The sequence below is a fragment of the Epilithonimonas mollis genome (assembly GCF_900142325.1).
Classification (GTDB): Bacteria; Bacteroidota; Bacteroidia; order Flavobacteriales; family Weeksellaceae; genus Epilithonimonas; species Epilithonimonas mollis.
The window spans coordinates 549,723-571,518 of record NZ_FRAM01000002.1 but is presented as its reverse complement, the minus strand read 5'-3'; the positions used below and the strand labels follow the sequence as shown (position 1 = coordinate 571,518).

At 36.9% G+C, this 21,796-nt stretch carries 20 protein-coding genes; 13 read left to right on the top strand and 7 right to left on the bottom strand.

What is annotated here, in order from left to right; genetic code table 11:
• The first annotated feature begins 28 nt into the window (after positions 1 to 28).
• From BUA97_RS10145 to ribA, 7 genes are all read left to right on the top strand, one after another.
• Positions 29 to 1,048 carry a sugar phosphate nucleotidyltransferase gene (locus BUA97_RS10145; RefSeq protein ID WP_072997722.1) on the top strand — a complete coding sequence of 340 codons (1,020 nt, stop codon included), beginning with the start codon at positions 29 to 31 and terminating at the stop codon, positions 1,046 to 1,048.
• A gap of 125 nt (positions 1,049 to 1,173) precedes the next feature.
• The gene (locus BUA97_RS10140; RefSeq protein ID WP_072997721.1) at positions 1,174 to 1,974 is read left to right on the top strand and encodes a DUF4292 domain-containing protein; all 801 of its coding nucleotides are present in this window, start codon (positions 1,174 to 1,176) and stop codon (positions 1,972 to 1,974) included.
• Positions 1,971 to 3,506: a murein hydrolase activator EnvC family protein gene (locus BUA97_RS10135; protein ID WP_072997720.1), complete on the top strand. Its 1,536-nt coding sequence runs from the start codon at positions 1,971 to 1,973 to the stop codon at positions 3,504 to 3,506. The genes BUA97_RS10140 and BUA97_RS10135 overlap by 4 nt, the downstream gene beginning before the upstream one ends.
• Positions 3,507 to 3,536: 30 nt before the next feature.
• The gene (gene tatA, locus BUA97_RS10130; protein ID WP_072997719.1) at positions 3,537 to 3,749 is read left to right on the top strand and encodes a twin-arginine translocase TatA/TatE family subunit; all 213 of its coding nucleotides are present in this window, start codon (positions 3,537 to 3,539) and stop codon (positions 3,747 to 3,749) included.
• A 12-nt stretch (positions 3,750 to 3,761) separates the two neighbouring features.
• Positions 3,762 to 4,376 (top strand): DUF4254 domain-containing protein, encoded by a 615-nt coding sequence (locus tag BUA97_RS10125; protein ID WP_072997718.1) that lies wholly within the window; start codon positions 3,762 to 3,764, stop codon positions 4,374 to 4,376.
• Positions 4,373 to 4,834 (top strand): hypothetical protein, encoded by a 462-nt coding sequence (locus tag BUA97_RS10120; RefSeq protein WP_072997717.1) that lies wholly within the window; start codon positions 4,373 to 4,375, stop codon positions 4,832 to 4,834. Before BUA97_RS10125 ends, BUA97_RS10120 begins: the two co-directional genes overlap by 4 nt.
• A gap of 16 nt (positions 4,835 to 4,850) precedes the next feature.
• Entirely contained in the window at positions 4,851 to 5,444 is a 594-nt protein-coding gene (gene ribA / locus BUA97_RS10115; protein ID WP_072997716.1) for a GTP cyclohydrolase II, read from the top strand.
• A 74-nt stretch (positions 5,445 to 5,518) separates the two neighbouring features.
• Here ribA and BUA97_RS10110 read toward each other — a convergent pair whose 3' ends face one another.
• Entirely contained in the window at positions 5,519 to 5,809 is a 291-nt protein-coding gene (locus BUA97_RS10110) for an HU family DNA-binding protein (RefSeq protein ID WP_072997715.1), read from the bottom strand.
• Between the two features lie 329 nt (positions 5,810 to 6,138).
• Between BUA97_RS10110 and panD the strand changes: the two genes are divergently transcribed.
• The 5 genes from panD to BUA97_RS10085 all read left to right on the top strand — a co-directional run bounded on the left by panD (position 6,139) and on the right by BUA97_RS10085 (position 11,685).
• Positions 6,139 to 6,489, top strand: coding sequence for an aspartate 1-decarboxylase (gene panD, locus BUA97_RS10105; RefSeq protein ID WP_072997714.1), 351 nt, complete (start codon positions 6,139 to 6,141; stop codon positions 6,487 to 6,489).
• Positions 6,490 to 6,499: 10 nt separating this feature from the next.
• The gene (locus tag BUA97_RS10100; RefSeq protein ID WP_072998578.1) at positions 6,500 to 7,504 is read left to right on the top strand and encodes a lysylphosphatidylglycerol synthase transmembrane domain-containing protein; all 1,005 of its coding nucleotides are present in this window, start codon (positions 6,500 to 6,502) and stop codon (positions 7,502 to 7,504) included.
• A gap of 78 nt (positions 7,505 to 7,582) precedes the next feature.
• Complete coding sequence (rmuC, locus tag BUA97_RS10095; RefSeq protein WP_394332925.1) at positions 7,583 to 9,079, top strand: DNA recombination protein RmuC; 1,497 nt, start codon at positions 7,583 to 7,585, stop codon at positions 9,077 to 9,079.
• A 176-nt stretch (positions 9,080 to 9,255) separates the two neighbouring features.
• The gene (uvrC, locus tag BUA97_RS10090) at positions 9,256 to 11,058 is read left to right on the top strand and encodes an excinuclease ABC subunit UvrC (RefSeq protein ID WP_072997712.1); all 1,803 of its coding nucleotides are present in this window, start codon (positions 9,256 to 9,258) and stop codon (positions 11,056 to 11,058) included.
• Between the two features lie 60 nt (positions 11,059 to 11,118).
• Positions 11,119 to 11,685 carry a hypothetical protein gene (locus BUA97_RS10085; RefSeq protein WP_072997711.1) on the top strand — a complete coding sequence of 189 codons (567 nt, stop codon included), beginning with the start codon at positions 11,119 to 11,121 and terminating at the stop codon, positions 11,683 to 11,685.
• Positions 11,686 to 11,738: 53 nt separating this feature from the next.
• Here the strand turns inward: BUA97_RS10085 and BUA97_RS10080 are convergent, their stop codons facing one another.
• The 5 genes from BUA97_RS10080 to porX form a co-directional block, all read right to left on the bottom strand.
• Positions 11,739 to 13,964, bottom strand: coding sequence for a C25 family cysteine peptidase (locus tag BUA97_RS10080; RefSeq protein WP_084081305.1), 2,226 nt, complete (start codon positions 13,962 to 13,964; stop codon positions 11,739 to 11,741).
• Between the two features lie 75 nt (positions 13,965 to 14,039).
• Complete coding sequence (locus BUA97_RS10075; RefSeq protein WP_072997709.1) at positions 14,040 to 14,672, bottom strand: trimeric intracellular cation channel family protein; 633 nt, start codon at positions 14,670 to 14,672, stop codon at positions 14,040 to 14,042.
• A 28-nt stretch (positions 14,673 to 14,700) separates the two neighbouring features.
• Positions 14,701 to 15,465 (bottom strand): exodeoxyribonuclease III, encoded by a 765-nt coding sequence (locus tag BUA97_RS10070; protein ID WP_072997708.1) that lies wholly within the window; start codon positions 15,463 to 15,465, stop codon positions 14,701 to 14,703.
• The gene (locus BUA97_RS10065) at positions 15,466 to 16,599 is read right to left on the bottom strand and encodes a hypothetical protein (protein ID WP_072997707.1); all 1,134 of its coding nucleotides are present in this window, start codon (positions 16,597 to 16,599) and stop codon (positions 15,466 to 15,468) included.
• A 96-nt stretch (positions 16,600 to 16,695) separates the two neighbouring features.
• On the bottom strand, positions 16,696 to 18,240 hold the full coding sequence (gene porX / locus BUA97_RS10060; protein WP_072997706.1) for a T9SS response regulator signal transducer PorX: 1,545 nt from the start codon (positions 18,238 to 18,240) through the stop codon (positions 16,696 to 16,698).
• A gap of 139 nt (positions 18,241 to 18,379) precedes the next feature.
• On the opposite strand from porX, the gene BUA97_RS10055 reads away from it, so the two are divergent.
• A complete protein-coding gene (locus BUA97_RS10055) occupies positions 18,380 to 20,203 on the top strand; it encodes a DUF3857 domain-containing protein (RefSeq protein WP_072997705.1) in 1,824 nt (607 codons plus the stop codon).
• Between the two features lie 36 nt (positions 20,204 to 20,239).
• Here BUA97_RS10055 and BUA97_RS10050 read toward each other — a convergent pair whose 3' ends face one another.
• Positions 20,240 to 21,796: an Rne/Rng family ribonuclease gene (locus BUA97_RS10050; protein ID WP_072997704.1), complete on the bottom strand. Its 1,557-nt coding sequence runs from the start codon at positions 21,794 to 21,796 to the stop codon at positions 20,240 to 20,242.

Here is a 21,796-nt window from a genome sequence, read left to right as displayed (position 1 = left end):
CTAGCATACAATTGTTTATAAATTAGTTATGAAAATAATAGTTCCAATGGCCGGACGTGGATCCAGGCTCAGACCACACACCCTGACGGTTCCAAAGCCGCTGATTCCTATTGCCGGCAAGCCAATTGTACAGAGACTGGTAGAAGATATCGCAAAAGTAGCTAATCAACCCATTGAGGAAATTGCGTTCATCATTGGAGACTTCGGCCCGGAAGTAGAAGCTTCCCTTATAAAAGTCGCCGAAAATCTTGGTGCTAAAGGCAGCATATATACCCAGACCGAACCGCTTGGTACAGCACACGCAATTAACTGCGCCAGACAAAGCATGACAGGTCCTGTGATTATCGCTTTTGCCGATACATTATTCCGTGCAGATTTTCATCTCGACACTAACGCAGATGGCGTAATCTGGGTAAAAAAAGTTGAAGATCCTTCGGCTTTTGGTGTTGTAAAGCTGGATGATTATGGATTTATTACAGATTTTGTTGAGAAACCAAAAGAGTTTGTTTCTGATCTTGCCATCATTGGAATTTATTATTTCAATTCTGCTGAGAAGCTGATGACGGAGATCGATCATATCATTGGTAACAATATTATGGAAGGTGGTGAGTATCAGTTGACAACTGCTTTAGAAAACCTGAGAGCGAAAGGTGCAAAATTCTCTTTGGGAAAAGTGGATGACTGGATGGACTGCGGTAATAAAAATGTTACCATACAGACCAACAGCAAAATTCTGGATTATGAAAAAGAATGCATGTCAAAATATCCGGATTCTGCAATCATTGAGAACAGTCTGATTATTCCACCATGTTACATCGGGGAGAATGTTAAGATCACAAACTCTAAAATCGGCCCGTATGTTTCTCTTGGGAACAATACCAAGGTTCATAACTCCAACATAGAACACTCTCTGATCCAGGGAAGTACTATTATTGACCACGGAAATCTTAGCAATTCCATGATTGGAAACTCGGCGCAATATTTTGGTGTATCAAGAGAAATTTCTCTGGGAGATTATTCGGTTTTGGATTTTCTTTCAAAGGATTAATTAAATTCCAATATAAGACGAACTTTGCCGGATCTCTGGCAAAGTTTGTTATTTCCGACAATTCGTTTTCAGAAATATTAATGCTTTTTTGGCGTTAATATTGTTAGACTTCCCATAAAAGATTTATGAAATCATCAATTATAATTATACTTTCGGCGTTATTGATTACATCTTGCAGCGTTCAGAAAAAAACAGATGAAGACCAGCCTGTAAGCACAATAAAACCCATTGAAAACAATGCGCAGTTCTTTTCTGCAATAGCAAAACAATCAAGCTTTGATGCGGTGAAAATCAATAGTAAAATCGATGCTAAAACAGGTTCTTTCATCCCGACTTTGGATGCTGTGATCTATATCGAAAACGGCCAGAAAATATGGATGAACCTGACTGCAGTCATTCTGCAGGCCGCCAGAGGTGTAGCAACTCCGGACGGTGTAAAAGGCTATTACAAGCTCGATAAAACTTACATTGATTCTGATTTCAGCTATCTTAATAAACTTCTGAATGTTAATTTCATCGATTATAATGCTTTACAGAATCTTCTTTTAGGAAGAACTTTCCTGCCGGTTTCTGATGAAAATTATAAACTGACCCAAAACGCACAGGGTTTTAATCTATCATCAAAGCAAACCCAGAAAATCACAGAAAATGGAAAAACAACCGAATATAACATCGCATTGGATTATGATAAAGATCTGAATCTGAACTATGTCATACTGTCAAATCCGCAAAGCGATGAGCAGCTGGAAATCACCTATTCTAACAGAGAAATCCTCAATAATGAGAGCTTTCCGAAAAGTGTTAAAATAATTATAAAAGCTAAGAAAACGGACGAAATATTAATTGAAAATACGAAATTTGATTTTTCCCGAATGGAAACGACTTATTCCGTTCCTGCCAATTATACCAAGAAAGAAATTAAATGATTAAGAAATTAAGTTTTTTTATAAGTATTTTAGTATTCGGAAGCGCTTTTGCACAAAAAGACAAGGAACAACTCCAAAAACAGAATGCAGAACTCAAGAAGCAGATTTCTTCTCTCAATGCTACTTTGAACCAGACAAAACAAGAATCTAAACTTTCCGTGGCTTATCTCAATGCTGTAAATCAGAAACTTACCTTAAGAGAAAAAGTTTACAACAATACACAGAAAGAAAAAAGATTTATAGAAGATGACATCTACAAACGTCAGCTGGAAATCAATAAAAACAACCGTGAATTAGCTGTACTCAGAAAGAATTATTCCGAAATTCTTGTCAAGGCTTATAAAACAAAAGGTGTCCAAAACAAGGTAACTTTCATACTTTCTTCAAAAAATCTTGGTGAAGCTTTAAAAAGGATTGAGTATCTCAAAAGGTATTCTGAATATCAGGATCAGAAAGCAGCCGAGATCACGAATAAAGCCACACAAATCAAGAAAAACATTGCACTCAAGAAGAAATCCGTTTCCGAAAAAGATAACCTGTTGCTATCTCAGAAAAAAGAACTGACAACAATCGAAATAGAGAAAAAGCAGAAACAGGATTTGCTGAACGAGTTTAAAAAAAATGAGGCAAAGCTAACCGTTGAGCTTAAGCAAAAGCAATCCCAATCAAAAGAGCTGGAAAGACAAATCAGAATCATTATTGCGGAAGAAATCAGGATAGCCAAGGCAAAAGAAGAAGCGGAAAGAAAAGCGGAAGCAGAAAGAAAACGCCTTGCCGAAATAGCCGCAAAAAAAGAGAAAGAAAGAATTGATGCGGAAAACAGAGCTAAGCTGGCCGCAGCAGAAGCGGAAAGAAAAAAAGCCGAACTTGAATTAAAAAAAGCCAATGAGCTCGCCTTAAAAAAGGCTGATGACGAAAAAAAATTAGCCGAATCCAATAAAGCTGCTGAGAAAAAAGCGGCAGCCGAGAAGGCTACACGTGACGCAGAAGAAAGAGCAAAAGCTGCAAATGACAAGCTGACAGCAGCGAAAGCGAACGAAGCCGCCATAACCAAGAAAAAAGAAGATGCTAAGGATGAAGCCGAGAAAAAAATAATGAAAAGTTATGATCTCGCTCCAACAGTCGGAAGCAATTTTGCAGATAATAAAGGCAGAATGAGCTTCCCTGTAGAAAGAGGTACCGTAACACACCGTTTCGGCAGACAGCCTCATCCTGTTTTTAAAAATATCGTTGAAGAAAATACCGGAATCAAAATTGCCGTTTCTCCCGGAACGAAAGCAAGGTGTGTTTTCCCAGGTGTTGTTTCTACCATCCAGGTGATCAATGGAAGCCGTACGGTTTTTGTTAAGCATGGTAATTATTTCACTATCTATTCCAACCTGGCGAGCACATTTGTAAAAGCCAACCAGCAGGTTTCCGCAGGAACGCCCATCGGAGAAATTGGCAGTGATTTTGATGAATCTATCACACTGGATTTCCAGATCTGGAATGGTGACAAGCCAGTTGATCCGCTGGGATGGGTTTCGTATTAAAAAATAAATTAACTTTGCAAAAAAATCAAGATGATAATATCCACAGTTATATTAAGTTTGTCTTGGCAACATATATTGATTGTTGCTTTGATATTACTTTTGTTGTTCGGAGGAAAGAAAATCCCCGAGCTGATGAAAGGTCTGGGCTCAGGTATCAAAGAGTTTAAAGATGCTGTAAAGGATGAAGACAAGAAAAATAACGAGTCTTCTTCCAACTCTAATACCAATAATAATCCTTCTTAGAAGATATTCTTAATGAGTTTTACAGAAAACGCCTGGAAAATCTTCAACCAATCGGTAGAGGATTATCATATTAAAGATGATGTTAACTCTCAAGAAAGCAATCCATTCCAGACTGGTAGTTTGGAATGGATTTTGTATTCAAAGAACTGGATTGACACCGTTCAGTGGCATTTGGAAGATATCATCCGCGAAGAAGATATCGATCCTTCAGAAGCTTTAAAAATCAAGAGAAGAATTGATAATCTTAATCAGAGAAGAACAGATCTTGTAGAACAGATCGATTTTTGGTTCTTTAAGAAATATGAGAATATCACTCCGAATTCTGACGCCAGAATAAACAGCGAAACTCCAGCTTGGTCTATAGATCGGTTTTCTATTTTAAGCCTGAAAATCTATCACATGTCTATAGAAGCTTCCCGCGAAGACGCTTCTGAAGAGCATAAATTAAAATGCACGGATAAACTGCAGGTTCTTTTGGAACAAAAAAAAGATTTATCCTCAGCCATAGATCAGCTGCTTTCTGATATAGAGAATGGTACTGTTAAGATGAAATTATACAAGCAGATGAAAATGTATAATGATGAAAGCCTTAACCCAATCCTGTATCAAAAAATGCAGAAAAAATGAAAAGTTTTTATAAACTTTTAGCGTTATTGCTTATTATTAATATTTCAGAATCGTGCTCTACAAGTTCAGCAGCTTCGGAAGAGCTACATTCCGGATCATTGTCTGAATCCTATGCGTATCTTTCGCCGGAGTCAATTGTCTATGCTTCCTCTATTTCCAATCTTGTTTCATCTTTCCCGAAGTTCAGGAATGATGCAGTAAACAGAGAAGTAATGTTTCTGAAAAATGCTTTGACAGACTATCTTACTGCAGTCCGAGATTTTGATCAGACATATCAGCGCAGATCATTGGAAGTATTTGAAAAGCATTACAAAAACATACAAAAACTACGCAAATTCATTACTCATGATGATGACGACGTTCTAAACAGATACATGGTGAAAATAAAAACCAATGTGAATCTTTTGGAGGCTTCTATGAGTAAAACCGTAGAGACCAACTCGATGTCATCTAATTAATATTTTTATTTTTTTAATGTCAAAAATACAAGCACAAGCGAACGTTCCAACAGATTATGGAGAGTTCAAGATGATGGCTTTTTCCGAGGATGATAAAAATTGGATGCCTCATATGGCACTGATTGCCAAAAATACAGATTTTGAAAAACCAGTAAATGTAAGAATCCATTCAGAATGTATCACAGGCGAAGTTTTTCATTCACAAAAATGCGAATGCGGACAACAGCTGGATACTGCCATGAAGTATATGCAGGAAAACGGCGGAATCATCATCTATCTGAGACAGGAAGGAAGAAATATAGGCATTATTAACAAACTCAAAGCCTACGCTCTTCAGGAAAAAGGATTGGACACTGTTCAGGCAAATCTGGAACTAGGCCTACCTGCAGATGACAGAGATTTTGGAGTTGCAATAGAGATGCTGGATCAGATCGGTGTAAAATCAGTGAATCTTATGACGAATAATCCTGATAAAATTCAATTTGTGAAAAACAGCAAAATTGACTTCAATTCCAGGATTCCTTTGCAGATCAAATCCAATGACGCAAGTGCTTCTTATCTCAAAACCAAAAAGGATTTCTTCGGTCATCTTTTGGATGAAGAAAACTAAGAAATCCTTAACAAATAAAAATAAAAAACCCATCAAAAACTGATGGGTTTTTTATTTGATAAATTCAAATAAAATTATTTCTTCTTAGCACCAGCAACAGCTGTAGCCAAGTCAGCTCCAGCTTTAAATTTTGCAACTTTTTTAGCAGCAATTTTGATTGGTTTTTTAGTTGCAGGGTTGATACCTTGTCTTGCAGCTCTTTCAGAAACCGAGAAAGTTCCGAAACCTACAAGAGATACTTTCCCTTCTTTTTTCTTAAGTGTTTCTGTTACATTAGCAACAAATGATTCCAAAGCTTTTTTAGCAGCGGCTTTTGTAATTTCTGCATCCTTTGCGATAGCGTCGATTAATTCAGACTTGTTCATAATATTTATTAATTAAAGTTATGTTGTTATAGCAAATATAAGACAATTTTAATATCGTGCAAATAATTTTATAAAAATTAGTGAAAAATATATATATCGTTTTAATATGATGAATTATTTGTAAAATGAACATTAACGGAAATACACGTTTTCCGATGATTCATTATCAAAGATTTCGCACTATTAATCAACAATTACACCAAATTATAATTTTTAAATCAATTTTTATGAATTCATAAAATTAAATGTTTTATATGATTCTTTGATAAAATTCTTTTTTGAGATGATATCATCAAACTTTTATTTTTATTTAATGTAAATTTGCACCTATGTTAATCGAAGTTTTTAAATCGAAAATCCACAGAGTCCGTGTTACTGCTTCGGATCTGGATTACATAGGAAGCATCACTATTGATGAGGATCTGATAGAGGCCGCAGGACTGATTGTCGGCGAGCGTGTATATATTGTGAACGTAAACAACGGCGAACGTTTTGACACATATGTGATCAAGGGAAAAAGAAAATCCGGGGAAATCTGCCTAAACGGGCCGGCTGCAAGAAAAGTTCAGAAAGGAGACATCGTCATCATTATTGCCTATGCGCAGATGACACAGGAAGAAGCGAAAGACTTCCAGCCAAAAATTGTTTTTCCGGATGAAACAACCAATCTTCTAACATAACTACGTGACGATCTTGGAAGAAAAAAAGCCTTCAGCATTCAAAAATGCGATTACCATATTCATTTCTGTCGCCATTGCTGCTGTATTTCTTTGGGTAGCACTCAGAGGATTAGACTTTGATAAGATCAAAAATTCTCTGCAAAAAGCCAATTATCTTTGGGTAGTATTTGCAGCTGTTTTTGGGGTTTCCGCCTATATCTTCCGAGCGGTTAGATGGAACTTGCTCCTGGAACCGATGGGATATAAAATCTCTAACAGCAATTCGCTTTGGTCACTTTCCTTCGGATACCTGATGAATCTTACCATTCCAAGAAGTGGCGAATTAGCACGTTCGACTGCACTTTATGGTGTAGAAAAAGTCCCTGTTGACAAATCCTTCGGAACAATTATACTTGAAAGGGTTGTTGACCTTGTTTGCATGATGATATTCTTAGGCTTAACATTGATTTTCAAGTTTGAGGCAATTAAAAGTTTCTACGAAAACTCCGGATTCCAACCAAACCCAGTATTTATCGTTACAGTAATCGCTGCAGGAATAATCGGGATATTTTTATTTTTTAAATTCAAAGAGAGATTCCGGCGCTTTCATATCATTTCAAAAATCATTGACTTTATCGACGGAATCTTCGAAGGGTTGAAATCGATATTAAAGTTGAAACAAAAGGGGAAATTCATTCTCCTTACTGCAGGAATCTGGATTTGTTATTTTTTCGCATCTTACTTAGTTTGTTTTGCACTTCCGGAAACGTCTGGTTTTTCACCTGCCGACGGATGTTTTATCCTAGTTATCGGAACACTGGGCATGATTATCCCGGCAAGTGGCGGCATTGGTGCTTTCAACCTGGCCATGAAATTCGGGTTCGCAGCTTTGTTCATTTCTATGGGAAAAGATGCGACTGAAGGCGGAGAATTAGGTCTCGCCTATTCTTTCATCACTTTGCCTTTGCAGATCAGCATAATGCTTGTAATGGGTCTGATTTCGATTCCGATGCTGGCCAAGGAAAGGAAAATTTGATTCAGCGTCATTCCAATTCAAACTTTACGTTTTTCCGTATTTATTCTTCATTCAAAATCGTATTTTTGAAGAATGGAAATGTCTTACTTAATCATCGGTTTTTTTGCGGGCGGCATCTTGGGTGCTATCATCCTCTATTTTGTTCTGAAATCTTCTTCTATATCCAGAAGTCTGTATGATGAGATGAACAATCAATTCATCAAAGCCGGTTCTGATCTCCAGAATGCTCAGCTGAAAATTGACGAACTTAACCGGTTTCTTCAGGATGAAAAACAAACTGCGCTTCTTCAAACCGAAACGCTGAATCAGCTTAAAAATAATCTGGCGACAAGCTCGGCAGAGCATCATGCGCAGGTTCAGAAAATTGCAGAACTGCAGGAACTTAGCCAAAATCAAAATTCGGAAATCCGGACTTTGACGGAAGAAAAGCAAAGCCTGATTGCCATCAAGTCACAGCTTTCCGCACAAAACGAAACCCTTCAGAAGCTTCTGGATTCCCAGAAAGAAGAAATCACAAAAATACAGGAACAGGCGAAAGAGCAGTTTGAAAATCTTGCCAATAAAATCCTGGAAGAGAAAACCGAAAAATTCACGACACTCAATCAGAATAATCTCAAAACGATTCTCGAACCTTTTCAGGAAAGAATTGTTGAACTGAAAAACCGTGTGAATGAAGCTTACGAAAAAGAAAACAAAGAACGTTTCTCTCTCGCTGAAAAAGTAAAGGAATTAGCAGAACTGAATCAGCAAATCTCCGATGATGCCAAAAAATTAACCCGGGCTCTGAAAGGCGAATCCAAAACACAGGGAAACTGGGGCGAAATGATCCTGGAAAGTATTCTGGAAAAATCCGGTCTTGTGAAAGGAAGAGAATACTTCCTGGAACACGAGCTTCGGGATGAGGACAACAAAGCGTTATTTTCTGAGTTTTCGGGCAAAAAGATGCGTCCCGATGCAGTTGTAAAATATCCTGATGAGAGAAATGTCATCATCGATTCCAAAGTTTCCCTTTCCGCTTTTACAGAATTAGTGGATGAGACCGACGCCGATATCATAAATATAAAACAGTCTCAACATCTGAATTCCATAAAGAATCATATCCAGCAATTATCCCAGAAGGCTTATGATGACTATGGCAAGTCATTGGACTTTGTGATGATGTTCATCCCGAGCGAACCTGCTTATATTGCAGCAATGCAAATCGACCAGAACCTGTGGAATTTTGCTTATGAGAGAAGAGTTTTGTTACTGAATCCAAGTAACCTGATCACTTCTCTCAAGCTGATCGCTGACCTGTGGAAACGCGAATATCAGAACCGGAATTCTATGGAAATAGCTTCGCAAGGTGCAAAATTGTATGACAAGTTCGTTGGCTTTGTCGAGAATCTTGACAAAGTGGGAAAAAACATTGACCAGGCCAAAACCTCTTTTACTGATGCTTACAAACAGCTTTACACAGGAAACGATAACCTTGTAAGACAAACTGAAAAGCTGAAAAAACTCGGTATCAAAAACAAAAAAGATATTCCGCAGAGTCTGATAGACAATTCGGAAAGCAACCTTATCGAAGAATAATTCCCTTCGGTCAATAAAAAGCTGCGCAGCAAAGTATCAACTCCTGCGCAGAAGTCAGACAAAACCTGCGCAGGTTCTTTGTAAAAGCTGCGCAGGTTTTTGTTAGTATATGCTTTGCCTTAGAATTGGGCTTAATCTAAATTCAATTTCCAAGAAACATTCACTAAATTTGTATTGTGAATCCCAATCTTGAACTTCAGCTTAAAACTCTTCCTTCGGAACCCGGCGTCTATCGTTATTATGATAAGAACGACCAGCTTTTGTATGTAGGGAAAGCCAAACATCTTAATAAAAGAGTCCTCTCCTATTTCAACAAAAATCAGAATGGGTACAGGACCAGAATTATGGTTTCCAAGATTCACAGATTAGAAACCACGGTTGTAAACAGCGAGTATGATGCACTTTTATTAGAAAACAATCTCATAAAAGCCCATCAGCCGTTCTACAATGTGATGTTGAAGGACGATAAAACTTATCCGTGGATCTGTATCAAGAACGAGGATTTCCCAAGAATCTTCCTGACAAGAACAAAAATCAATGACGGTTCCGAATACTATGGACCTTATGCCAAAGTGAGACCTGCAAGAATCCTTCTGGATACGATAAAAAGTCTTTATAAAATCAGAACCTGCAACCTGAATCTGGCACCGGAAAAGATCGCTGAAGGAAAATACAGAGTCTGCCTGGAATATCATATCAAAAACTGCAACGGGCCATGTGAAGCCCTGGAATCCAAGGAAGATTATGATGAAAAAGTAGAAGCCATCCGAGGCATCATCAAAGGTGACTTCCGGTTTGCCAAAAAATACCTGGAAGAAAGAATGTTACGGTTTGCTGCGAATCTGGAATTCGAAAAAGCGCAAATGCTGAAACAGAATATAGAATCTCTGGATGATTATCAGGCGAAACATACCGTTGTGAATCCCAGCATAGACGATGTGGATGTTTTCGGGATGACGAGTGATGAAACGGCAGCTTATGTCAATTATTTTAAAATCAGGAACGGCTCTATTGTCCAGAGCTTTACCACAGAAATCAAAAAAGTCCTGGAAGAAACTGACGAGGATATTCTGGAAGAAGCTTTGGTGGAGATCCGGCAGAAGTTTGATTCCGGTTCCAGAGAGATTTTGATTCCTTTTCATCTGGGTATCGAAATTCCGAATGTAAAACTGATTGTTCCAAAAGTCGGCGACAAAAAAAGAATCGTGGAACTTTCCGAGAAGAATGCCAAGGAATACCGTCTGGAAAAGCTGAAACAAGTTCAGATTATTGACCCGGAAAGACATACGAACAGAATCATGTCCGAGATGCAAAGGATCCTGAGAATGCCTGTTGAACCAAGGCATATTGAAGGTTTTGACAACTCGAATATCCAGGGAACCAATCCGGTTTCGGCCTGTGTTGTTTTCAAGGACGGAAAACCGAGCAAGGCAGATTACCGAATCTTTCATCCTAAAACGGTGGAAGGCGCGGATGATTTCAAAACAATGGAAGAAGTGATCTACAGACGTTACAGAAGATTGATTGACGAAGGCGAACCTTTGCCTCAGCTGATTCTTATTGACGGTGGAAAAGGACAGTTGTCTTCTGCTGGAAAAAGTCTGAAATTACTAGGACTCTATGGGAAAATAACGATTATCGGAATCGCAAAAAGATTGGAGGAAATTTATTTTCCGGAAGATTCTATCCCTTTATATATTGATAAAAAAGCCGAGACGCTGAAAATCCTGCAACGCGTGAGAGACGAAGCGCACCGTTTTGGAGTGAAACATCACAGGACTAGAAGAAAAAACTCAACGATAAAATCTGAGCTTGAGGAAATCCCCGGCGTTGGCGGGAAAACAATCGAATTGCTTTTATCCAGACTGAAATCTGTCAAAAGAATCAAAGAAGCGGACATTGTAATTCTGGAAGAGATCCTGGGAAAAGCGAAAGCCAAAATCGTCTGGGAGTTTTTTAACAATCCCGGAAATGTATAAACTAACAACTATTCGGAATTCTTCCTGTTAATTCTTATCTTTGCAACCTAAAATTTAAAAATGAACAAATACATAAAATTTGTAGCCGCCGCAATAATAATCGCATTAGGCGTTTATTTAATGCTCAACCGTAATATCGGATGGGGAATTGTTCTGGTAGTTCTTTCAGCGATTCCGATTGTGCTTTTCTTCAAGAATGAAAACATTCTTCTGGCCTTTTGGCAATTGAGGAAACAAAATATGGTAAAAGCTTCTAAGTTTCTATCCAATATCACGGATTACAAGGCTCAACTTCACAAGAGCCAATATGGTTATTACCACTATTTACAAGCTTTGACGACGGCTCAGGATCATCCTGCAAAAACAGAAGGCCTGATGAGAAAAGCCCTGGATTATGGACTAAACATGAAACACGACAGAGCCATGGCAAAACTGAATCTGGCTGCAGCAGCCCTTTCAAAAGGCAGAAAGAATGAGGCTCAGAAACTTCTGGAGGAAGCGAAACAACTGGATTCTGCAGGTATGATGACCGACCAGATCAAAATGATGAAAGATCAAATGAAAATGCCAACGATGCAAAAACATATGCATAACCCCAATATGAGAAACAGAGGGAAGTTTTCATAATTCAATAAACGAAAAAGGAGCGAATGATATCGCTCCTTTTTCGTTTTAGTTTGTTATTCTATTATCAACTTTTCCGAATAATCCTTATTTTTGATTTCGTATTTCAAAATATAAGTTCCCTTAGGATAATCAGAAACATGGATCTGTAGTTTTTTATCAGAAGTATTCCTGATGGTCTGTAAAAGTTTCCCGGTTAAATCGTAAAGCAGGATTTTTGTCGGTCTCTCATTTTCCCAGGTCATATTCACAACATCTTTTGCAGGAACCGGATAAATGCTGATTCCAGTCTTACTGAAAGACGCGACTCCCAGGGTTTTAACCTCAACTGTTCCCTGATACGGTTTGAAATTCTGCTTGGTAACAGTAATTTTCAGAGATTCCCCATCATGGATACCAGTGATATCGATGGCTACATTTCCGTTTTTGCTTTGTGCAGAACCTATCAGAGCTCCATTTTTTGTTACTGCAATCTCCGCATCGTTAACATCGCAACTGATATTCAGCACATTGGCATTGACATCGATCTGATCCGGATGTTGTATTTGGAAATTTTTTGTGGTATCATATCTGAAGCTTGTGGACGGATCTCCAAACAGTACCCAGGTTTGCATGACTTCTACAGCCGTCGGTGATGCATTATAACTTTCCAGCATTCCTATCTGAGAATTATAAAAAATTCCGCCAATGGTTTCTTTTTTGTTATTCTGATAAACTTCGGTAAGGATATTCGTCATTTCATCCTGAGTTTCCATAGGTTCTGCCCATGCCATAAGAATGGTTGAAGCAGCAGCAGCAATAGCTCCGGCCGGGGAATTATTATAGGTCGTTGTCAGAAGATCTTCTGCCAGACAGGTTTTCCCTACGAATGTTCCATTGTTACAGGCTACAGAAACCACAAAAGGATACATCCCGTTGTTTTTTAGTTGTTTAACAGAGCTTGAAGTATAGTTGCCTGTTACCATCAGATTTAGATCGCCGTGACCAGTATAATTGAACAATCCGGTTCCTGTATTAATAGCATTATTGATCATCGCTGGTGTTGGTTCACCAGTCGCATCTTCACCACCTTGCGAGCCTTGATAAAACTCATAGACATTCTGATAACCATAATTTTTCAGTTGAGTTCTGATTTTTCTTAAATGTACATAATCGGCTTCTCCATCATTACCATAACCATTGCCTTCATTAGAACCAAGACCTATTGCATTTTTCATCCAGTCTCCTGAAGCGGGATTTTTTTCATATTCCAGGATTCTGTCTGTCATGGTTTTGATTCCGACACTATTGGCTGATAATCTACCAACAAAAACTTCCGGATAATAATCATTTGTAAGCTGGCCGTAATAAGAATCGCTCCAGAGCTGTTCTCCATTATTTCCATAGGTATGCGAAGGAATATCGCCAGAATCACCGACCAGTAGTATATAAACCAAATCAGGATTAGCCTGGTAAAAATTAGTAATGTAATTTTTAATAGCGGTATCAGTAGTTCCCGTCACACCAGTATTGACGACAGTGGTTTTAATTCCTTTTTCTTTTTTCCAATTGACAAATGCTGTTAACTGATTCTCAAAAGAAGGCGTTGTGATGATAAGCAAATCACCGGCTTCACTGGCGGGTGTATATTTGTTATCTGCAACATAATTAATATAATGTCTTGAATAAAGATTATTAAAAACGGAGTTATCCTTTCTCTCAGAAGTAATTTCGTTGAAGCCTTTTTTTTCATTAAAGTCAACCACGACTCTCAGATTTTTATAAATCCTGAGTTTATGCTGTACCGGGTTGTATTGATACGGATATAATGAAAATGTTACACCCCTCGTATTCCTAAGAATATGATTATCTCCGAATTTTATAAGATCTCCCGGAAAAAAGCCATTTATATTGTAAGTCTGCCCAAAGACATAAGGTACACTTTCCGGATCCGTGTTTCTTTTGATATCACCTTTTGACGGCACAATATCAATTCCGCTGATATCCTCATAGCTGTCATATAAAATTCTGTATTTGTAATTTCCTTTTTCCGGCATTTGGATAGATTCCGAAAAGAACGGCAATGCAGGCGCCCCTTTTTCAGACATCAAAACAGGATATTGGCCTGCAAATGTATGGTAGTTTTTACCCTCAATTATTTTATCTGATTTTATAAAGGTATCAATTGAAAAATCTACTGTAACAGACTGACCATTAGAACTAATTAATTCAAAATCTTGAGAAAACAATCTACCAGGCAGGAAGACCAATATTAAAAAACAAAATAGTATATGTTTTTTCATAAGCTTATTTTTTTGCCAAATATATAAAACTATCTTGTATAAGTTGTATATATATTATCAAAATTGACAATTAATTTACATTTCTCCATTATTTTCATAGCCATAGAATTTGGGAATTCTCCAATGGTATTTAACAGCCAGAGTTCTGATAGCAACGATAAGAATGATGGTCGCAATCTGAACCAGCGTATACGACCAGCCTGTAAATTCTGACATCAGTAAAAAAATCCCACCACCAATAATGCAGGCTGTAGCGTATATCTCTTTGCGAAAAATCAATGGGATCCTGTTCAGCAAGATATCTCTGATAATACCCCCGAAGCAGCCTGTAATGGTTCCTAATGTCAGGCATATCAACGGATGCAAATCAGCATTCAGTCCTTTTTGGATTCCTATAATCGTGAATAATCCCAACCCGAAACTGTCAAAAATAAAAAGCGTAACCCTAAAGTTTTTCTCGATCGATTTAAAAATCATGGAGAACAGACAGGTGAAAAATATCAGTGAACAGGTCATCATATCTGTCATCCAGAAGACAGGAACATCCAACAGTAAGTCCCTAACAGTTCCTCCGCCAACTGATGTGACAAACGCAATAATCAAAACACCGAACGGATCCAGACGCTTCTGCATCGCCGCAAAACTGCCCGACATCGCAAAAGATATAGTTCCGAGAATTTCTATAATAAGGTTGATTTGTTCGTGCACTGCTTGAGAGTTTTGTCGTAAGTTAAAGTTATATTTTAAACTCCACAAGAACAGGACAATGATCAGAATGTTTGACCTCAGCTAGAATAACTGCTCTGGTCATTTTGTCTTTCAATGGTTCAGATACAAAATTATAATCCAAACGCCAGCCCTTGTTTCTGGCTCTGGAACCTGCCCTATAACTCCACCATGAATACTGATCCGGCTGGTCATTAAAATATCTGAAACTGTCTGTGAGTTGATTTTCATTCATAAATTTAGTCATCCATTCCCTTTCCATCGGAAGAAATCCGGATGTGTTTGCCAACCCTATCGGATTATGAATATCAATCGCTTCGTGACAGATATTGAAGTCTCCACTGATAACCAAATTGGGAATTGATTTTTTTAATTCTTTGATATAGTCTAAAAAATCAAAGCAGAATTGCATTTTAAAGCCTAACCTGTCGATATTGGAAGCGGACGGAATATATACAGAAATCACGGAAAAGTCATCAAAATCTGCACGGATGATTCTTCCTTCGTTATCATAACTTTCGATGCCGCAACCGAATTCTACATGACACGGTTTTACTTTGGATGCGATGCCGACACCGCTGTAACCTTTTCTGATAGCCGAATGCCAGTAACTGTGATACCCGAGTTTTTCAAAACTATCGATATCGATCTGGTCATTACCGGCTTTGCTTTCCTGTATGCAGATCACGTCCGGACCTGCGACATTGAGCCAGCCTAAAAAGTCTTTTGTAAATGCAGCCCGGATTCCATTGACATTGTAGGAGATGATTTTCATTTATTTAATAAATGGTATATTATACTTTAATCCAATAGAAGCTTGATTTCTCTGTAAATAATTCGGACTTATATTTAATAATCCAAAAATTTCAAAATCTTTATAGCGCAAGCCTAATTCTATATTGTTAAAAATCAATAATTGCGAAGTTTTTTCATTCTTTAATGGATTACCCGCATAAACTGTTCTCGTAATATAATTGCTCATTAGCCAGTCAAATGCATATAATCCCAAGAAAATTTTATAATTTTTGGCATTAAAAGGGTAATACCTTAAAAGCAGAGCTATTTCAAATTGATTTTTAAGGTCTGAAAAGTTAATTTGTGTCTTTTCTTCATCAGAATTGAACATTGTATAGTGTGGCACTAAAGCAATTGAAACAGCATTATTGAAGAAGGGCATATTATGTTCAAATTCTAACCCAAAAGTATAACTTTCAACATCGAAGATATCATACTTCTCTTTACTAAAATTTTTAGCAAATAAAACTTTTATATAATTTTTAGTGAAATTACTTTTAATCATTTGGTTTGTATCTCCAGCACATTTATTTGCTTTTTGGAAAAACTTTATCAACTCTGAATCAGAATATTTTATAAAATTAATAGAAGTTTCTTTACATGAAAAAGATTTCAAATCTGCTCTAAATTGATTATTTTTAATAATTGTGCTTTCATTATCAGAATAGTATTCCTTATATAATAATGGTTTTATTATATTATCATTTGTCGAGTAAAAAAAAGCGGTATTCTTATCGTCTGCATATTTATAAAGTTTATTAGTACCTTTTACTAAAACCTCTAAGATTAAATTTTCTTTTTGAAGATTAAATTTTCCATCGTATGACATCTTAATTTGAGACTCTTCGTGTCTAGAAATTTCAACATCAGATTTTACAAATTCGCCGTAATTATTTACAGTTACCCTTTTTATTTCATTTTTATTATAAATTTTTTCTATACCAGTTTCAGAATTTTTAAATATAAATGATTGTGGTGTATGGTATGGAGAATTATAAAATACAAAACCAACAATCTTTGAATCATTTTCTAATATAATTTCGGCTTGTTTAAAATTTTGTGAGAAATTAAATGTACTTAATAATAATGTAAGTAATTGTAATAAAAGTTTCATAGGATTTATTTTATCACAAAAGTAAAATAAAAAGGCGGAAAAAGTAATCAATTTTTTCCGCCCAATAAACCCAAATCAAATAAACTATGAAAAAAACTATTTGGGCTCTAATATGCTTATCGGAATGATGACCTCTTCCAGAGAGATTCCCCCGTGTTGATAAGTATCTTTGTAATAGTTGACAAAGTGATTATAGTTTTTTGGGTATGCAAGGAAAATATTATTCTTTGCAAAAATATATTTTGAGCTTAGGTTTCCTTTTGGCAGGAATAGTTTGTCTGGGTTATTAATGGCCCAGACATCCTTGTCCTCGTAGGTCAGGCTGCGGCCGGTTTTGTACCGGATGTTGGTGGAGGTTTCTCTGTCTCCCACCACTTTGCTTGGCTTTTTAACATATACTGTTCCGTGGTCTGTGGTGATTACCAATTTGAAGCCATTTTCTGCAGCAGTTTTGATAATCTTAATCAACGATGAATTTTCGAACCAATTGTATGTCAATGAACGGAATGTTTTATCATCTCTAATCAATTGATTTACAATATTATTATCTGTCTTTGCATGCGACAGTATATCAATAAAATTATAAACTATAACCAACAAGTCATTGTTCTTGTGCTGATTGAAATCGTCAAGAATTTTCCTTTCGAAATCTGCATTCAGGATTTTAAGATATTTCATTGATTTCCCTGATAAGCCGAGACGCTTCATCTGGTCTTCAAGGAAATCTCTTTCGTGCTCATTTTTGTTCCCTTCTTCATTGTCATTGAACCAATACTCGGGGAATCTTTTTTCTATTTCTGACGGCATCAGACCTGCAAAAAAAGAGTTTCTTGCATACTGAGTTGCTGTCGGGAGAATACTGAAATAATAATCTTCTGAAGTTTTATTATAGAATCTTGTAAATAAAGGTTCTATCACTTTCCACTGATCATATCTCAGATTATCCACCATCAGGAGAAGGACTTTTTCTTTTTCCAGTTCGGGTTTCACCTTATCTTTGAAGAGTGTGTGGCTCATCATTGGTTTTTCATTGCCATGAAGCCATTCTTCATAGTTATTCTCTATGAATTTTGAAAACTGAATGTTTGCCTCTTCCTTCTGATTCTGAAGCAGATCTGCAAACTCGTTGTCAAAGACCTTATCAAACTTGATTTCCCAATTCAGGATTTTTTTATAATATTCTGCCCAATCCTGATAGGTTCTTAGATAGGACAGCTCCATACTCAGATTCCTGAATTCCTGCTGATAATCAACGATGGTCTTTTGCTCCACCAGAGATTCGCTTTGCAGGTTTTTTTTCAGGGATAATAAAACCTGATTGGGATTCACCGGTTTCAGGATATAATCCTCGATCTGCGAACCGATTGCCTGCTCCATAATGTGCTCTTCTTCACTTTTGGTGACCATCACAATCTTGAGCGCACTATCCTTTTCTTTGATCATCGGAATCGCTTCCAGTCCGGATATTCCGGGCATATTTTCATCAAGCAGTGTTAATGCGAATTTTTCTTTTTCTATGATTTCAAGTGCCTCGTTCACGTTGTTTACGGGCGTCACTTTATAACCTTTATTCTCTAAAAAGACGATATGAGGTCTTAGCAAATCTACTTCATCATCTATCCATAAAATTTTTCCTGACATATATATTTGTACGTTTGTTTATTATCTATCAAAATTATTACCAAAATATCATAATAATAAATTAATTAACTCTTTTGCAGCGTTAAATATTAGTTAAAGGGGAAAAATATTTTATTATTTTTGATGTCAACTAATTGCTATGATAAATAATGCTTTAAAGATATTCTTTGTTTTATTTTCCGGAATTGTCTTTTCCCAGGATTTTGAATGGGGAAAAGTCTCACAGGAAGAAATTGATTTGAAAAGTGTAGCTTTTGAAGCTAATGCTGACGCTGTGACATTGAAAGAATATGGTGAACTTCAAATAGACCTGGCCGGCTATATACTTGATGAACATATCAGAATAAAAATATTATCCCCGAACGGGTTTACTTTTGCACAGAAAAAATGGAGCTATAATTCGAAAAACAGATTTGACAATGTTGTCTTCAGAGACGCGCATACGATCAATATCGTGGATGGTAAACAGGTTATTACTCCCATCAACAAAAAGGATATTATAATCTATAACAAAAGTAATGATATCAAAGAACTGGCAATAGCTTTTCCTAATGTACATGTAGGTTCTATTATAGAATACAAAGTCACAATAACAAGGCCTTATAATATGTATTACTCTGCCTGGTATTTTCAAAACGCCTTACCTACTCTTTCATCAAAACTAAAATTAAAATCCGTAGCAGGAAGCTATAATTTAATTTTTCCTACCTCCAGATTAGGAAAGAAATATCAAAAGAATCAAAAAACAAGGGAGTGGGAATTGAGCAATATTCCCAGCTATAATACTTATAATCACATTTATAACGTTTCTGACAATGTGGAAAGAATTGTTTTCCAATATTCAAGTGCAAAACGTTTTTACGCGACTTATTACTCAGAAAATACTTGGGAAGGGTTTAGAAATCTTATTAATGAAAAAAAAGAAAAAAGCATTGAAAATTTGGATTTTAAGGAATTTGCCAATAAAATACAATCCGGAAAGAACAAGTCGGAAACCTTAAAGAATTGCCTGCAATATCTTAGAAGCAATTACAAATGGAATGAATATTATGCGATCGAAACCGACAGAATAAAAAGCAATTTCCTGATAACTAAAAAAGGTAATGCTGCCGATTTCAATATTTTTTTACAGGGCATTCTTAGAGAAAAGAATATCCATTCCCAATTGGCAGTCAACAGTCTGCGAAGCAATGGCAGAATAGTTGCCGGCTATCCAATTTTATCAAAATTACAAACTCTAGTCACCATTGTAAGTCTGGATGACGAAAAAATAATGATTGACGCTGCCATTTCCACACCAGAAGATGTGTATTATCTTCCGAGGGATTATTTCAATAACCTGGCTTATGGTTTAGATCTGATTAATGATAATTTCATCAAAGTATCTCCAAAACTCTCCGAGTATGTCTCTCAGCAGGAAATTGAGATAAAAAGCGACTCTCTTACAATGAAAATCCGGGATCAGTATAAGGGTTACTATGAATTATCTTCTTACAAAGATGAAGCTTCTGTAAAAGCCCCCATAACTAAACTCATTGAAAACAATAAAAAGGAACTGAATGACTGGAAAATCAACTACAGAACTGCAATTTTTGAAAGTCCAAATGAATCTTTTTTCACATTAGAAAATCCATTCGAAGAAAAAATAAAGGAACTAACGGTTGAACCGGACAGGAATTATCCTGTAGAACTTGATTTCCCTTTTTTGAAAACCATACAGTTGAAAGTAAAAATACCTGATGGATATAAAATCGAAACCACATCCTTTCAGGAAAAGCTGTCTGCATTTGATAACAAGCTCCAGTATGTACAGGAAATAGAAAACAAAAATGGTGAAAGCACTATAACTTGGTCTTTACTTATAAACAAAATAATCTTTGATACCAATGAGATAAAAGAGTATAATAATTTTATTAATAATGTTTCAGATACTTTCTCGAAAATAATTGTCCTGAAAAAATAAAAAAACAAATCTAGTAGATTTGCTTTTTTATTTTTCTTAATTCGAGTAACTCATCAGCTCCTTTTTATTGGAGTTATAGAGATGGAACTCCAGCATTTTGAAGGAATCTCTCGGGATGATGGTCACCCATTTTTTGTATTTCAAAAACCACTTGTTTTGGATGCTCGCCAACCCTTTCGTAAGATAAGCTTCCACGAACGGGTGCACATGCAGAAAAAGTTTGCCCTTTTCAGTCTGCATGATCGTTCGGATAGAATCTTCCATTTTTTCTACAATCACGATTGGCGCTAATATTTCGCCGTCTTTATTCGGATTCTCTTCAGAAGTCTCGATGTGTTTTTCCGGTCGCACGCGTTGTCTGGTCATCTGGATCAGACCGAATTTGGAAGGCGGGAGAATCTTGTGCCTTGCCTTGTCACGCTTCATCTCTTCGCGGAAGTGTTCGTAGAGCTCTTTCCTGTGTTCCGGATCGGTCATATCTATAAAATCCACTACAATGATGCCGCCCATATCACGCAGACGGAGTTGTCTTGCAATTTCTGTGGCTGCCATTTTATTGACATTCAGGGCGTGGGTTTTGTTCGTATTAGCCGATGAAATATTGTTTCCGGAATTGACATCCACTACATGAAGGGCTTCTGTGTGCTCTATGACAAGATATGCACCTTTGGAACTTGGGATATTCACATGTTTTCCGAAGCTCTGCTTCAGCTGTTTTTCTACGTTATAATATTCCAGAAGCGGGATGTGAGAATCGTAGAACTGAACGATATTTTTTCTTTCAGGAGCTATGACTTCGATGTAAGCTTTCATATCCTCCACCATTTTTTCGTCATCACAAATGATACTTACGAAATCCTGGTTAAAATTGTCCCTCAGAATCGATGATGCTTTGTCTTCTTCGCTCAGGATTTTGCTCGGAACTTTATTTTTCTGAATATTCTTGAACGTAGATTCCCATTTTTTGATAAGCTGGTTCATATCATTATGGAGCTCAGCTACTTTTTTTCCTTCTGCAACCGTTCTGATAATCACCCCGAATCCTTCCGGGCGGATGCTTTCTATCAGCGTTTTCAGTCTGGTTTTTTCTTCCTGACTTGCGACTTTTTTGGAAACAGAGATTTTATTATCGAAAGGAATCAGAACCAGAAAACGACCTGTGAGCGAAATCTGAGTTGAGATTCTCGGTCCTTTTGTAGAAATTGGTTCTTTGGTAATCTGGAGCAATACAAGATCGCCGGCTGTTAGTACCTTGTCCACCGTTCCCATCTTGTTGATGTCCCTGTCCGTTTCAAAATTCTTCAGACTTGCAGTCTGCTGTTTTTTTGAAATGGTATTTTTCAGAAATTTCTGATAAGAGAGAAATTGCGGACCCAGATCCTGATAATGCAGAAAAGCATCTTTATCCGTACCGATATTCACAAAAGCGGCATTCAGATTCGGAGCCAGTTTTTTGATTTTTCCCAAAAAAAGGTCACCGACTACAAAGTCGCTCTTGGTCTCTTGCTCGTGAAGTTCAAAAAGACGGCCATCTTCCAATAAAGCGATTTTTGAAGCATCTCCATCATTGGAAATAATCAGTTCTTTCTTCAT

Coding starts and splice junctions, on each gene's coding strand:
- BUA97_RS10145 (WP_072997722.1), top strand. CDS start 29: ATGAAAATAATAGTTCCAATGGCCGGACGTGGATCCAGGCTCAGACCA.
- BUA97_RS10140 (WP_072997721.1), top strand. CDS start 1,174: ATGAAATCATCAATTATAATTATACTTTCGGCGTTATTGATTACATCT.
- BUA97_RS10135 (WP_072997720.1), top strand. CDS start 1,971: ATGATTAAGAAATTAAGTTTTTTTATAAGTATTTTAGTATTCGGAAGC.
- tatA (WP_072997719.1), top strand. CDS start 3,537: ATGATAATATCCACAGTTATATTAAGTTTGTCTTGGCAACATATATTG.
- BUA97_RS10125 (WP_072997718.1), top strand. CDS start 3,762: ATGAGTTTTACAGAAAACGCCTGGAAAATCTTCAACCAATCGGTAGAG.
- BUA97_RS10120 (WP_072997717.1), top strand. CDS start 4,373: ATGAAAAGTTTTTATAAACTTTTAGCGTTATTGCTTATTATTAATATT.
- ribA (WP_072997716.1), top strand. CDS start 4,851: ATGTCAAAAATACAAGCACAAGCGAACGTTCCAACAGATTATGGAGAG.
- BUA97_RS10110 (WP_072997715.1), bottom strand. CDS start 5,809: ATGAACAAGTCTGAATTAATCGACGCTATCGCAAAGGATGCAGAAATT.
- panD (WP_072997714.1), top strand. CDS start 6,139: ATGTTAATCGAAGTTTTTAAATCGAAAATCCACAGAGTCCGTGTTACT.
- rmuC (WP_394332925.1), top strand. CDS start 7,583: ATGTCTTACTTAATCATCGGTTTTTTTGCGGGCGGCATCTTGGGTGCT.
- BUA97_RS10085 (WP_072997711.1), top strand. CDS start 11,119: ATGAACAAATACATAAAATTTGTAGCCGCCGCAATAATAATCGCATTA.
- BUA97_RS10080 (WP_084081305.1), bottom strand. CDS start 13,964: ATGAAAAAACATATACTATTTTGTTTTTTAATATTGGTCTTCCTGCCT.
- BUA97_RS10070 (WP_072997708.1), bottom strand. CDS start 15,465: ATGAAAATCATCTCCTACAATGTCAATGGAATCCGGGCTGCATTTACA.
- BUA97_RS10065 (WP_072997707.1), bottom strand. CDS start 16,599: ATGAAACTTTTATTACAATTACTTACATTATTATTAAGTACATTTAAT.
- porX (WP_072997706.1), bottom strand. CDS start 18,240: ATGTCAGGAAAAATTTTATGGATAGATGATGAAGTAGATTTGCTAAGA.
- BUA97_RS10055 (WP_072997705.1), top strand. CDS start 18,380: ATGATAAATAATGCTTTAAAGATATTCTTTGTTTTATTTTCCGGAATT.
- BUA97_RS10050 (WP_072997704.1), bottom strand. CDS start 21,796: ATGAAGAAAGAACTGATTATTTCCAATGATGGAGATGCTTCAAAAATC.